The sequence below is a fragment of the Sphingomonas sp. CBMAI 2297 genome, from assembly GCF_029870595.1.
Classification (GTDB): Bacteria; Pseudomonadota; Alphaproteobacteria; order Sphingomonadales; family Sphingomonadaceae; genus Sphingomonas.
This window is the reverse complement of record NZ_JAPDIR010000002.1, coordinates 284,358-297,642: the sequence shown is the minus strand read 5'-3', so window position 1 is coordinate 297,642 and position 13,285 is coordinate 284,358. Positions and strand designations below refer to the sequence as shown.

Here is a 13,285-nt window from a genome sequence, read left to right as displayed (position 1 = left end):
GCCGCGCCTCCCGCCTTCAAGCGCCGCTTATTCGAAGGGCTCGCCCACAGGCACGCCCCCGACAAAGACCTGCCGCCGCGCGACGGGGCGAATCTCCACCTTCCCCGCCGGATAGCCGGCCGCGATCTGCGCGCGCTGCTCCGCGCTCGGCACGTAGCGATCGCCGGCATCCTTCCATGCGCCGTCCGCCAGCACGAAACGATCGCCGCCGCAATAGGTGACGATTCTCCCGGCCTTGCCGCCCTCGTCCAGCATTCCCGCATAGCAACTGTCCTCGAACACCACGGCCTCCGCCGGGTTCGCGAGGAATATCGTGCACAGATTGCCCTGGCGGCATTGATATTTGTCGGCGAGCAGATCGATCAGCCCCTTGGGCGCGCTCGCCCCCTCCGGCAGGACGCGGGCATTGTCCAGCACTCCGGATTTCGGGCCCGAACGCTGGGGAGTCTCCGCGGCGCCCGCGAGATCCCAGCGGCTCTCCGCCTTGGCGGCTTGCTCCGCCTTGCCCCGGATCGCGGCATTCCTCGACCGGCGCAGCCGTTCCACCGCATCGCGCCCCGGCTTGCCGAAGTCGAAGGCGAGCGCGGCCCAGTCGAACTTCGCGGCCGCGATCCTGCCCGATTCGAGCCGCCCGACCTGATCATCGGTCGAGATGCGATTGAAGTTTACCAGCGGGGTGGCGAGCAGGAGCCCGAGGCCGCAGAGCAGGAAGGCAAGCGCCAGGTTCGCCGGGCGCACACGCGCGGTCCAGGCGAGCCGCCCCAGCACCAGCGATCCCAGATAGGCCGCGCCATAGAGGATCGCGATCCCCACGAACACGATCGCCCAGAGCCGCTCGGGCGTATAGCCATATTGGCCCACGCGCAGTCCCGTCGCGATCGCCGCCAGCGCCGCGAGCGGCAGGATCACCGCCGCCAGCAGCATCGCGCCGTAGCGGAGCAGCGGGTTGCGCCGCTCCTCCTCCAGCCGGTTGCCGATCACCGCATTGGCCAGGATCAGCGCCCCCACCGCGCAGCTCAGCAGCAGCGGCGTGGTTGCCGAAGTCGCGTCCCACAGCGCCTGGAGGCCGGTGAACGGCAGCGCGAGCAGGAACAGCCCCAACCCGATCGCAAGGACCGGCGCCAGCACCGCCAGCACCGTGGCGACGACACGCTGGAGCAGCCGCACCACGGTGTCATGCTCGCGCAACAGCCCCAGCGCCGCTCCGAACGCCAGGCCGATCAGCGCGCGGACGAACCAGTTCTTCATCAGCAGCTCGTGGAGCAGCTCGATCTTGATCAGCTGGAACAGGCTGGCGAGCAGCCAGGCCATGATCCACACGATGAGCACGAACAGCCAGCAGGCGAACCACAGCACCACATTCTGCCAGGCATAGTCATGGACCGCGGCATAGGGGGTGCGCGGCGCGCCTTCGTCGCGCGCGGCCTGGAACAGCGGCGCGGCGATGGCCACGGCGAGCAACAGGCTCATCGTGCGCCAGCCCTCGCTTGCGCTCCACCCGCCCGGCGCGCCGTTCCACCAGGTGACGAACCCCGCCGCCACGCCGACCACCGCGCCGAACGCGATCGAGGCCCACCACAGCCGCCGCTCGATCGTGAAGCCGATCATCGCGGCGAACAGCGTCACGCCCATCAGCGAGGCGGCCTGCAACGCGCTCCATTCCATGCGATAGTTCACGCTGTCGCCCAGGATCAGCTGCGCCGCGATCCCGGTCGCCAGCCCCAGCCCGGCCAGCAGCAGCGGCCGAAGCGCCCAGCCCCCCGCCGCCACGGCAGCCTCGTCCGCCGCCTGCATCTCGATCTCGTCCATCCGCCCTCTCCCCTCGCGGGCGATGCTCTCGCATCCGTCCAGGGCGGTAAAGTGGATTTCCGGTGCAGAATGGCTGCATCGCGCATGTATGGTTGCATCCCCGGCAATCGTGCCCCACGGGAATGCGATTGCAACAAATCGGCTCTATGCTGCATTGCACAATGGAGATGGGCTTGGCCCGGAAATTTCTCTATCTCGTAGTAGGACTCATCGTGCTCGCACTGGCCGCCACCTTCGCCTATCGTTTCTGGGGCATCGAGCTGCTTCGCCAGGCAATGGTGCCGAGCGTGGAAGTGGCGCGGCTCTCCGCGCCCGGCGATTATGGCAAGGCCGATCTCTGGCTCGCCCGCCCGGACAAGCCCGGCAATCCGGCGCTATGGGCCCCGGAGGGTTTCCAGCCCGCGGAGAACCCGCCCGCCGCGGTGTTCTTCGTTCATCCGACCTCGTTCCTCGATCGCACCCAGTGGAACGCCCCGCTGAACGACGTTGCCGCCAATGCCCGGGCCGAGCTGTTCCTGCGCGGCCAGGCGAGCGCCTTCAATTCCTCCGGCCTGGTCTGGGCGCCGCGGTACCGCCAGGCGACTTTCGGCGCGTTCCTCACCAGCAAGACCCAGGCGCAGCAGGCGCTCGACTTCGCCTATCGCGACGTGCTGGCGGCGTTCGACCAGTTCCTCAAGGAAGCCGGCAACCGCCCGATCATCCTTGCCGGCCACAGCCAGGGCGCGCTCCACCTCAGCCGCCTGCTCGTCGACCGCGTCGCCGGCAAGCCGCTCGCGAAGCGAATCGTCGCGGCCTATGTGGTCGGCTGGCCGGTCTCGATCACCGCCGACCTGCCGAAGATGGGCCTTCCCGCCTGCTCGGGCCCCGACGAGGCCGGCTGCATCCTTTCCTGGCAGAGCTTCGCCGAGCCCGCCGATCCCTCGCTGATCGTCGACACCTTCGACCAGACGAACGGCTTCACCGGCCAGCCGCGCAAGGGCACGCCGATGGTCTGCACCAATCCGCTCACCGGCAAGCCCAATGACGGCGCGCCCGTGGAGGCCAATCTCGGCGGCCTGCTGCCGAGCAGGGACTTGAGCAGTGCCGTGCTTCAGAAGAACCTCGTCCCCGCGCGCTGCGACGGGCGCGGCTTCCTGATGATCGGCAACAGCCCGCCGGACCTCGGCCCCTATGTGCTGCCGGGCAACAATTATCACGTGTTCGACTACAGCCTGTTCTGGGCCAATGTCCGCGCCGATGCCGAGCGGCGATTGAAGGCCCGGCGCAAGTTCTGGCCGTTCTAGGGACCGCGCCGCCCATCCCGTCATCGCCGCGAAGGCGGGGGTCCGGAGCCAAGCAGGACATCGCTCCATTATCCCGGATCCCCGCCTTCGCGGGGATGACGATTTTGGTTAGAAACGCCCGATGATCACCACCGCCCCTGCCGACTTCCGCGCCGCCCTGCCCACCGGCGGCCGCCTGATCGGCCTCGACGTCGGCACCAAGACGATCGGCACCGCCCTGTGCGACGCCGGCTGGAGCTTCGCGAGCCCGGCCGAGCTGGTCCGCCGCACCAAATTCTCCAAGGACAAGGCCGCGCTTGAGGCGCTGATCGCCGCGCAGCAGGTGAAGGGCATCGTCATCGGCCTGCCCCTCAACCTCGACGGCACGGACAGTCCGCGCACCCAGTCCACCCGCGCCTTTGCCCGCAACATGGACGATCTGGGCTTCCCGATCCTGCTCTGGGACGAGCGCTGGTCCACCGTCGCGGTGGAACGCACGCTGATCGAGCAGGACTTCAGCCGCGCCCGCCGCGCCGGGATGATCGACAACATGGCCGCCGCCCATATCCTCCAGGCGGCGATCGACGCGCTGGTGAACGCCTGACCGGCACGCTCCGCCCGAAAGGGTGGAGGCTCAGCCCCGATCGAACCGCGCGATCAGCCCGTCCAGCGTGCGCCCGCCGCGCTCGCCGCGGTCGCGCGTCTTGTAGGTCGGGTCCCCGGCATCCGTCGCCTGCAGCTTCCCGCAGAACCGGCGCACATCGGCGCCCAGCATCGCCACGTCCGCGCCGACCCGGCCCAGCTCGTCCCGCGCCGCCCTGCGCGCCCGGCGCCCGAGCGCCGCTTCCGTACGCGCGCGATGCCCCGCCGCCGCATCGGCGAAGCCGTCCGCCAGCGCCTCCATCTCGGCGACATAGGAAAGCGAGACGAGCTGCGCGGGCGCATAGCCGAGCTGATCGTCGCCATGCACGGCATTGGCCCCTACCCGCACCATCGCCTGCCCGAGATAGAGCCGGGTGAGTCCCGCAAGCGTGCGCTCGGCCAGCTCGGTCAGCGCCGCGGTGTCGGCGAGCAGCGCGGCATGGCGCGCATCCACCGCCGGCGCATAGACGGAGACCAGCCGGGCGAAGCGCGCGCCGTCCGATTGCTGCCGCTCGATCGCCCGCCGCGCCCGGATCAGCCGCTCGAGCGGCGCGCCGGCATTCTCGCGGAAGAACTGGCGGGACAGCGCGACGACATTCTCGCCGCAATCGCGGTGCGCCTGCAACGCGGCCAGCGCCAGCATCCGCCGCAGCGGCCGCCAGCGCGCGCGCTCCACCCGGGCCAGCCACCAGGGCAGCAGCGCGAGGACCAGCCCCAGCCCCAGCGCGAAGAAGAACGCTCCGGCCTGGAACGCCGCCAGCCACGCGGGATCGCGCGTCATCCAACCAACAAAGACAGCCCACCAGCCCTGCACCAACGCTCCCCCCGAAACGCAACGCGGCGGACTTCCTATCCGGCATTTGCGGCAGATGCGAGACTCTCCCCGCCTCACGGCTTGCCTCGCCGGCCCGGCGGGTCTAGGCGACGGCTTTAATGCAAGCCTCCGATCATCGCCCCGCTGCCCAGATACAGGGCCGCGCCGTCTTCCCGCACCGGCACCTCACCGGGATCGCGGGCCTCCAGCCGCATGAGATCATGTTCCTGCTCGACGAGGCCGAGCAGTGGATCGAAGCGAACCGCACGCGCGCGCGCAGCGACCGGCGGCTCGAGGGCATCACCCAGATCAACGCCTTTTTCGAGAATTCGACCCGCACGCTCCTCTCCTTCGAGATCGCCGGCAAGCGGCTGGGAGCGGACGTGGTGAACATGCATGCCGCCCAGTCGAGCGTGAAGAAGGGCGAGACGCTGATCGACACCGCCGTCACTCTCAATGCCATGCGCGCCGACGTGATCGTGATCCGCCACATGGCCTCGGGCGCGGTGCAGCTGATCGCCGACAAGGTCGACTGCCCGGTGCTCAACGCCGGCGACGGCTGGCACGAGCATCCCACCCAGGCGCTGCTCGACGCGCTGACGATCCGCCGCCGCCGCGGCGCGGTGGCCGGCCAGCGCGTGGTGATCTGCGGCGACCTGCTCCACAGCCGCGTCGCCCGCTCGAACATGCTGGCGCTGACTGCGCTCGGCGCGGAGGTGCGCGTGGTCGCGCCCTCCACGCTGATGCCCCCGGCGATCGAGGGGCTCTACGTCACGCCCTTCACCGATTTCGATGCCGCGCTGGCAGGCGCCGATGTCGTGATGATGCTCCGCGTCCAGAACGAGCGCATGGCCGGCGGCTTCATCCCCTCCACGCGCGAATTCCACGCCCGCTACGGCCTCACGCCCGAGCGGCTGGCCCTTGCCGCGCCCGACGCGCTCGTCATGCACCCCGGCCCGATGAACCGTGGCGTCGAGATCGACAGCGCCATCGCCGACCATCCGGAGCGCAGCGCGATCACCGAGCAGGTCGAGATGGGCGTCGCCGTCCGCATGGCCTGCCTCGACGTCCTCACCAGGGCGGAGCGCGGCGTGGAGGGCTGGGCATGATGCGAAGCGCCCCCTCTCCCTATTCCGCCATCCCCGCAAGGGCGGGGATCCAGAGTCACGAAGGTCGCCGCCCTGTTGCCCTGGATCCCCGCCCTTGCGGGGATGACAAGGGTCGCTGGGATGCCGAAGGAATTGTCGCGTGAGCCGCGTAATTGAGAACGTCAAGGTCATCGGCGGCGCCACCAGCCTCGCCTTCGACGGCGAAACCATCATCGCCGGAACCGCCGCCGCGGAGGCCATCGACGGCAAGGGCCTCACCCTCGCCCCCGGCATCGTCGACCTGGGCGTCTTCGCGGTCGACCGCGCGGCCTGCCGCGCCGGCGGCATCACGCGCGTCGGCCTGATGCCCGATCAGTCGCCGATCCTCGACGATCCCGGCATCATCCGCCGCGCCGCGCTGATGGGAAAGCCCGACCTGTGGGTCCATCCCCTCGCCGCCGCCACGCGCGGCCTTCAGGGCACCGATCTTGCCGAAATGGCGATCAACGCCGGCGCCGGAGCAAAGGCAGTCGCAACGGGCCGCCGCTGGATCGCCGACGCGGGCGTGATGCGCAAGGTGCTCGCCTATGCCCGCGATTGCGGCCTCACCGTGATCGCCCATGCCGAGGATGGCGGGCTCGCGGGCGACGCGGTCGCGACCGAGGGTCTCACCGCGACGCTGCTCGGCCTCGCCGCCGCCCCCGCCATTGCCGAGGCCCTGGCGATCGCGCGCGACACGATGCTCGCCGAGGATACCGGCGCCCGCATCCATTTCCGCCAGGTCACTACCGCCGCCGGGCTCGACCTGATCCGCCAGGCCAAGCGCCGCGGCGTGCAGGTCACTTGCGGCGTTACCCCGGCGCACTGGCTGCTCTCGGACATCGACGTCAGCGACTATCGCACCTATGCCCGCCTCTCGCCGCCGCTGCGCAGCGACGCCGACCGCCAGGCCGTCCGCGCCGCGCTCGCCGACGGCACGATCGACGTGCTCGCCTCGGGCCATGATCCGCGCGGGCCCGAGGGCAAGCGCCTGCCCTTCGCCGATGCCGAGGAAGGCATGTCGGGCGCCGAGACGCTGCTCGCCCTGTCGCTCGGCCTGGTCCGTGACGAAGTGCTGACGTTGGAGCGCCTCTTCCAGCTGCTCGCCGCCAATCCGGCGCGCATCCTCGGCCTCGATGCCGGCACGCTGGAGCCCGGCAGGCCCGCCGACTTCATCCTGTTCGATCCCGACGCGCCCTGGGCGATCGATGGCGCGAAGATGAAGGCGCGCGCCGGCAACACGCCGTTCGACGGGTTGCCGGTGCAGGGCAAGGTCCACCGCGTCTTCAAGGGCGGGCGGGAGATCGATCGCGCATGATCCCGCGGCGGCTTCGCCACCGCGATCCTGCGGCACTTCGGCCGGGAAAGCGATCGCGCCTATGCCTTGATCGGCGCGCTCGGCCTCGTCAGTAGAGCGGCGGCCGGGCACAGCTGGTGGATCGAGCGGCCCGGCCGGGCCTGAACCGGAACGGAAACAGGCGGCTCCCGCCCCGCGCCGGCCCATCGCGTCATCCCGGCACAAGGCCGGGGGACGGTTCGGGAGAATCCTGCCCTACCTCTTCCCCCGCGCCGGCTTGGCCAGGTTCGCCGCCACTGCCGCGCGGATCAGCGCCTTCAGCGCCTCGGCATCGATTGCCTCGCCTTCATGAATGTCGATCGCCCGGCGGACATTCCCGTCCAGGCTCGAATTGAACAGCCCCTTGGGATCCGCCAGCGCCGCGCCCTTGGCAAAGGTCAGCTTCACCGCCGCCTTGTAGGTCTCGCCGGTGCAGAGGATGCCGGCATGTTCCCACACCGGCACGCCGCGCCACTTCCACGTCTCCTCCACCTCGGGGTCGGCTTCACGGATGATCTCGCGCACCCGGGCGAGCGTCGCGCCACGCCAGTCGTCCAGCGCGGCGATGCGGGCGTCGATCTGCTCGGCGGCGGTCTTGTCTGCGCTCATGCGTTCCTCGCCGGATAGGGCCGGGCGAACATGTAGAGCCCCGTCGGCAGCAACACCAGCAACGGGATCACCGCGACCAGCCCCAGCCACATCGCGTTGCTCCCGAGGATCACCGCGACGATGTTCACGATCGCCGCGATGCTGAAGACGATTCCGGTCCAACGATGAATCCGGCGGATCATGGCTGCCTCTCCCAAAATACATAACCCGATGGCTATGCATTTTCCATAACCAAGAGGTTATCGGTTCGTCAAGCGCAAGAAAAAGGCCGAGGCGTCGCCGCCCCGGCCTCTCTTTTCCCGATGGGAGAGGGAAACTTGTTCAGCGCGAAGCCAGGCGCACGCCGGGCTTGGCCCAGGCCGCCAGCGCGTCGCCCGCGCCGGTGCGCACGAAGCAGGTCTGGCCGCTGGCCTTCACCTGGCGGCACAGCGCATCGGCGTCGCCGCGGCCATAGCCGCCCACCGACAGGCGATAGAAGCTGCCCGCCCGGGTCGAGACCTTGGCGCCATGGGGAGTCTGGCCCGAAAGCGCCGGCACCCGGTGCCCGAAGCGGTTCCATGCATCCCGGGCCACCGCCGGGCTCGCATAGGCGCCGAGCTGGACATAGAAATTGCCGCGCGACGGCTTGGCCGCCGCGGCCTTCTCGATCGCCGGCACGCGTGCGCCCGGCGATGCAGTGGCGACGGACGCGCGGACCGCGGCGGCGGGCACCGCCTGCACCACTTCCTCGCGCGGGCCGAACACGACGCCGCCATTGGTGCCGGCGACGGGCGCGACCTCGACGGCGGCCGTCGCGGTGAGGGAAGCGGCGGCGGCGGCACCGCCGGTCTCGGCCGCGACTGCCTGGGCATTGGCCGGAACGCCCGGCATATAGCTGTCGACCGCGTCCTGCGCCGGCACGGTCTGCACCGGCTGGGTCGCGGCGGCGGCGAGCATCACGTTCTGCTGCGCCAGCGCGAGGCGGGCCGGCTGGCCGGCATCCTGCACCGGCGTCACGCCCAGCAGCGAGGCGACCTGATCATAGGCGTTGGTCGGGCGGGCAAAGTTCACCCACTGCATCATGCGCGCGCCGATCTGGTCGGGCGCCACGTCGACCGCGGCGACCTGCTTGGCCTCGGCCCAGCGCCCCGAGAGCGCGAGCGCGAGCGCGAGGTTCTGGCGAGTCTTGGCGGTGGCGTCCTCGGCCCGGGCGGCCGGCCCCAATATCTCCACCGCCTTCACCGGATCGCCGGCCAGCGCGAAGGCCAGGCCGCGATCGGCGGCGGGGATGGTGTCCTCATGCGCCTGCAGCATCGCCCGCGCGCCCGGCCAGTCGCCGCCGGCGATCTTGGCGAGGACGAGGTTGAGCGCAACGCGCCCGTCGCCCGGATTGAGCGTCAGCGCATCGCCCAGCGCCTGGTTGGCCGAAGCGAAGCGGCCGGCGAGCAGATAGGCCTGGCCCAGCAGCGCGCGATATTCGGCGTTCTGCGGATCATTGGCCACCGCCGCCTCGGCATGCGCGACCGCGTCGCCCGCCTTGCGCCGAGCGATTGCCTTGTGCGCCTGGCCGGCTTCCTGTGCCGCCTTCTTCGCATTGGGCGCATCGGTTGCGAAGGCCGAGAGCACGAAGCCCTGGGTCGCGATGCCGGCCGCCAGCGTGCCGCCGGCTGCGAGCGCCGAGAGGCCGATCACGAGCTTGCTACGGGTCTTCATCATCCGTTCCTTCAACGGTTCCCGGCCGGGCCGACCTGACGCGCGAGCGTCTCGACCTCGGTCAGCGATTCGAGAAAGGCGTCGAGCGCCTCGGTCACGAGCTGTTGCGCCGAACGATTGGTGACCGCCGATGCGAGGCGCAGGCGCAGATGCCGGTCATTGTCGAGACGGAGCGTGAACGCCGCCTTGGATTTCCTTGCCACTTCGCGGGCCAGCCGTTCGGCGGCGGCCGGGGCCAGGGCCGGACGCGGCGCGACCGGAGCGGCCGGCGGCGCGGTCACGGCCATGGGAGCCGGCGCTGGGGGGGCGGCGACCGGCTCGGGGGCGCTGAACCGCTCGTCGAGCTGCTCGATCTGGCGCAGCACCTGCGGCTTGGGCGCGGGTACCGGCACGGGCTCGGGCACGAACTGCTGGGCCTGGGGGTGGTGCGCATGGGCATGTTCATCGCCCATGTCGTTCCAGCCGAGATCTTCCTGGGCAGTCGCCGGATTGAGGCCGACAAAGCCCTGCGGACGCATCGCCGGGCGTGCCTGGCCCTTGCGGGCGAGCAGGCTCGAGGAGAGCGAGGCGGTGGGTTTGGGGGTGCCGAACATCAGCTCACCACCCTGCGGCCGAAGCCGCCAGCCGGGCGCGGCGCGCCGAATTGATTGACCGCGGCCGGCGCCGCGAACACGGTGCGGCGGAAGTTCTTCTCCAGCCGGTCGTTGATATAGGTCCACAGCGCCGCGACCTCGCCGGCCGAGCGGCCGTTCGGATCGACTTCCATCACGGTGCGGCCGTCGATCATCGAGGCGGCGAAATCGGTGCGGTGATGCAGCGTGATCGGCGCGACGGTGCCGTGCTGCGACAGCGCCACCGCGGCCTCGCTGGTGATCCGGGCCTTGGGCGTCGCGGCGTTGACGACGAAGATCAGCGGCTTGCCCGCCCGATCGCACAGATCGACCGTGGCGCCCACGGCGCGCAGGTCGTGCGGCGACGGACGCGTCGGGATCACGATCAGCTCGGCCACCGCGATCACGCTCTGGATCGCCATGGTTATGGCCGGCGGCGTGTCGATCACCGCGAGCTTGAAGCCCTGCTGGCGCAGGATCTCGAGATCGGAGGCCAGCCGCGCGACCGTGGTCTGCGCGAAGGCCGGCAGATCGGTCTCGCGCTCGTTCCACCAATCGGCAAGCGAGCCCTGCGGATCGATGTCGATCAGCACGACCGGGCCGCACCCGGCCCGCTCCGCCTGCACGGCGAGATGGCCCGACAAGGTCGTCTTGCCGGATCCGCCCTTCTGCGATGCCATCGCGAGAACGCGCATGAACCCCCTCGAAATACCAGTTACCCGAGGGTGGGGATGCCATGGCGGCGTCTAAGAATGCGTTAACGGCGTTCCGCCCCGGGATTCCCCGTACGTGAGACCGGGTAAGGATTTCTTTCACAAACGATGGTTAACTGGCATTTATCCAATCTTGCCGGGGCGGGAGTCGAAGGTCGCATGAAGCTTCTCGGGTTGATCGCTGTTGCCGGGATGGCCCTCGCCGCCCCGCTTGCGTTCGCGCAGGAGAATCCGGTCAAGGCCGGGGTCGAGGCCTGGGAGCGCGGCGACTATAAGGGCGCGGTCGATCGCTGGCGCAGCCCGGCGATGAAGGGCGATGCCGATGCGCAGTTCAACCTCGGCCAGGCCTATAAGCTCGGCCGCGGCGTTGCCGCCGATCTGAACCAGGCCGAGCTCTGGTACGCCAAGGCCGCCGCGCAGGGCCATGAGCAGGCCGAGGCGAGCTACGCGCTCGCCCTCTTCGCCAATGGCAAGCGCGACAAGGCGGCGCCCTGGCTCCAGCGGGCCGCCGGGCGCGGCGATCCGCGCGCGCAATACGTGCTCGGCACGATGTATTTCAACGGCGACGTGGTCCAGAAGGACTGGGTGCGCGCCTATGGGCTGGTCACCCGCGCCTCGCAATCGGGCCTGGCCGAGGCCTCGAGCGCTATCGCGCAGATGGACAAGTACATGACGGTGCAGGATCGCCAGGCGGGCCTCACCCTGGCCCGCAAATATGAGGAAGAGGCGAGCCGCGCCCCCCTGCCCGGCGCGGCACCGCCCCCGGTCGAAACCGCCGCCACGCCGCCGCCGCGCTCCACGCCCGTCCGCACCCCGCCGCGCACCGGCGCCAACCCGCCGCCCGCCCCGGTCAAGGTCGCCGCGAACCCGCCGGCGCCCGCCGCCGCGCCCATCCGCGACGGCGGCTGGCGCCTTCAGCTCGGCGCGTTCGGCGATCCCGCCAATGCCCGCAAGCTCTGGGGCCAGGTCGGCGCCCGCTTCCCGGGCCGGCAGGTCGCCTATGTCAAGGCGGGCAATCTCACCAAGGTGCTGGTCGGCCCCTATGCCAGCCGGGGCGAGGCCGCCGGCGCCTGCCGCGGCGTGAGCCCTTGCGTGCCGGTCGGCCAATAATCATATCGCACCTGCAACAGGGATGCGTGTAGGGGCGTTCGAGCATGATGATCCGTTTCCTCGCGCTCGCGCCGCTGCTCGCCATTGCCCTGCCCGCGCACGCACAGGATGAAGAACCCAAGCCGCCGCGCCGCTACCGCGTCTCGCTCGGCCCGCAGCTCTCGCCCAATTATCCCGGCGCGGACAAGCTGCAGCTCACGCCGATGCTCGATGTCGCCACGGCGCGCGGCGATGCGCCCTTTCCCTTCGTCGCGGCGGACGACAGCTTCGGCTTCGCGCTGCTCGACAAGGGCGGGTTCGAGTTCGGCCCCGCCGCGAACTTCCAGGGTTCCCGCCGCCGGAGTGAGGCCGGCGCCCCGATCGACGAGGTCAGCACCACGATCGAGCTGGGCGGCTATGCGCAATATTGGCTCGCCAAGCCGCTGCGCCTCCATGCCGAGCTGCGCAAGGGCATCAACGGCCATGGCGGCGTGATCGGCGGCGTCGGGCTCGACTATGTTACCCGTGACGGCGACAAATGGCTGGTCTCGATCGGTCCGCGCATCACGCTGTCGGACGCGAAATATCGCCGCGCCTATTTCGAAGTCACGCCCGCCGTCGCCGCCCGCACCGGCCTGCCGGTCTACCGGGCCGATGGCGGCGCGGTCCATGCGCTGGGCGTGAGCAGCACCGCGACCTGGCAATTCTCCCGCCGCTGGGGCCTGTACGGCTATACCCGCTATGATCGGCTGGTGGGCGACGGCGCCGATTCGCCGCTTTCGCGCGGGCCGATCGGCAGCCGCAACCAGTTCTCCGGCGGGCTGGGCCTCAGCTTCACCTTCGGCAAGGGCGTGCGCTGACCGGCAGGGAGTCCGCGGCGATGGAAGGCACGCTACATCGCTTCGGCCCGGAGATCTGGCTGGCGGACGGCCCGGTCGTGGCGGTCGCGGGCTTTCGCTACCCCACACGGATGGCAGTGATGCGGCTGCGCGACGGCACGCTCTTCCTCTGGTCGCCGATCGCGCTGTCCGACGCGCTGCACGGCGCGATCACGGCGCTCGGCGAGGTGCGGCACCTCATCGCGCCCAACGGCCTGCACGATCGCTTCCTGGGCGAATGGCAGGGCGCGTTCCCGCACGCCGCGCTCCACGCCCCGCCCTGCCTCGCCGCGCGACACCCCGATCTGCGCTTCGCCCGCGATCTGGCGGACGGGCCCGGCTTCGCCTGGGACGGCGAAGTCGACCAGATCGCGATCCCAGGCAATCGGATAACGACCGAGCTGGCTTTCTTCCACCGGGCGAGCCGCACGCTGCTGTTCACCGACCTGATCCAGCATTTCCCGCGCGGATGGTTCGCCGGATGGCGCGCCATCGTCGCCCGGCTCGACGGGATGACCGCGCCCGAACCCCGGGTCCCCCGCAAGTTCCGCTATGCCTTTTCCGACCGCCCCGCCGCCCGGGCCGCGATGCGCCGCGTCCTCGACTGGCCGGCGGAGAAGCTCGTGATCGCGCATGGGGCGCCTGCCGAGCAGGATGCCCGCGCGGTCGTCGCCCGCGCCTTTCGCTGGCTGGGGGTTTAGCC

General features: G+C 70.4%; 14 protein-coding genes. 7 read left to right on the top strand and 7 right to left on the bottom strand.

The annotated features are described in order from the left end of the window. Positions 1–27 precede the first annotated feature (27 nt). Complete coding sequence (locus OMP43_RS04160; RefSeq protein WP_280278473.1) at positions 28–1,809, bottom strand: DUF4153 domain-containing protein; 1,782 nt, start codon at positions 1,807–1,809, stop codon at positions 28–30. A 173-nt stretch (positions 1,810–1,982) separates the two neighbouring features. Here OMP43_RS04160 and OMP43_RS04155 point away from each other — a divergent pair, with 173 nt between their 5' ends. Both OMP43_RS04155 and ruvX read left to right on the top strand, forming a co-directional pair. Continuing rightward, positions 1,983–3,092, top strand: a complete 1,110-nt coding sequence (locus OMP43_RS04155) for a DUF3089 domain-containing protein (RefSeq protein ID WP_280278472.1) — start codon at positions 1,983–1,985, stop codon at positions 3,090–3,092. Between the two features lie 121 nt (positions 3,093–3,213). Continuing rightward, a complete protein-coding gene (gene ruvX, locus OMP43_RS04150; protein WP_280278471.1) occupies positions 3,214–3,675 on the top strand; it encodes a Holliday junction resolvase RuvX in 462 nt (153 codons plus the stop codon). 30 nt (positions 3,676–3,705) lie between these two features. Here ruvX and OMP43_RS04145 read toward each other — a convergent pair whose 3' ends face one another. Continuing rightward, on the bottom strand, positions 3,706–4,494 hold the full coding sequence (locus OMP43_RS04145; RefSeq protein WP_280278470.1) for a hypothetical protein: 789 nt from the start codon (positions 4,492–4,494) through the stop codon (positions 3,706–3,708). A gap of 152 nt (positions 4,495–4,646) precedes the next feature. On the opposite strand from OMP43_RS04145, the gene OMP43_RS04140 reads away from it, so the two are divergent. Both OMP43_RS04140 and OMP43_RS04135 read left to right on the top strand, forming a co-directional pair. Continuing rightward, complete coding sequence (locus tag OMP43_RS04140; protein WP_280278469.1) at positions 4,647–5,636, top strand: aspartate carbamoyltransferase catalytic subunit; 990 nt, start codon at positions 4,647–4,649, stop codon at positions 5,634–5,636. Positions 5,637–5,805: 169 nt separating this feature from the next. Continuing rightward, positions 5,806–6,972 carry a dihydroorotase gene (locus tag OMP43_RS04135; RefSeq protein WP_280278642.1) on the top strand — a complete coding sequence of 389 codons (1,167 nt, stop codon included), beginning with the start codon at positions 5,806–5,808 and terminating at the stop codon, positions 6,970–6,972. 234 nt (positions 6,973–7,206) lie between these two features. On the opposite strand, the gene OMP43_RS04130 is transcribed toward OMP43_RS04135, so the two are convergent. From OMP43_RS04130 to OMP43_RS04110, 5 genes are all read right to left on the bottom strand, one after another. Continuing rightward, positions 7,207–7,599, bottom strand: a complete 393-nt coding sequence (locus tag OMP43_RS04130; protein ID WP_280278468.1) for a DUF1801 domain-containing protein — start codon at positions 7,597–7,599, stop codon at positions 7,207–7,209. Continuing rightward, positions 7,596–7,781 carry a hypothetical protein gene (locus OMP43_RS04125; protein WP_280278467.1) on the bottom strand — a complete coding sequence of 62 codons (186 nt, stop codon included), beginning with the start codon at positions 7,779–7,781 and terminating at the stop codon, positions 7,596–7,598. Before OMP43_RS04125 ends, OMP43_RS04130 begins: the two co-directional genes overlap by 4 nt. A 139-nt stretch (positions 7,782–7,920) precedes the next feature. Further along, complete coding sequence (locus OMP43_RS04120) at positions 7,921–9,291, bottom strand: SPOR domain-containing protein (protein ID WP_280278466.1); 1,371 nt, start codon at positions 9,289–9,291, stop codon at positions 7,921–7,923. 11 nt (positions 9,292–9,302) lie between these two features. Next, complete coding sequence (locus OMP43_RS04115; RefSeq protein WP_280278465.1) at positions 9,303–9,884, bottom strand: hypothetical protein; 582 nt, start codon at positions 9,882–9,884, stop codon at positions 9,303–9,305. Next, entirely contained in the window at positions 9,884–10,597 is a 714-nt protein-coding gene (locus OMP43_RS04110) for a ParA family protein (protein WP_280278464.1), read from the bottom strand. Before OMP43_RS04110 ends, OMP43_RS04115 begins: the two co-directional genes overlap by 1 nt. A 177-nt stretch (positions 10,598–10,774) precedes the next feature. On the opposite strand from OMP43_RS04110, the gene OMP43_RS04105 reads away from it, so the two are divergent. The 3 genes from OMP43_RS04105 to OMP43_RS04095 are packed head-to-tail and all read left to right on the top strand — an operon-like array spanning position 10,775 to position 13,283. Further along, entirely contained in the window at positions 10,775–11,725 is a 951-nt protein-coding gene (locus OMP43_RS04105) for an SPOR domain-containing protein (RefSeq protein ID WP_280278463.1), read from the top strand. 44 nt (positions 11,726–11,769) lie between these two features. Then, complete coding sequence (locus tag OMP43_RS04100; protein ID WP_280278462.1) at positions 11,770–12,564, top strand: MipA/OmpV family protein; 795 nt, start codon at positions 11,770–11,772, stop codon at positions 12,562–12,564. Between the two features lie 20 nt (positions 12,565–12,584). After that, positions 12,585–13,283, top strand: coding sequence for a hypothetical protein (locus OMP43_RS04095; protein ID WP_280278461.1), 699 nt, complete (start codon positions 12,585–12,587; stop codon positions 13,281–13,283). The last annotated feature ends 2 nt before the right edge of the window (positions 13,284–13,285 follow it).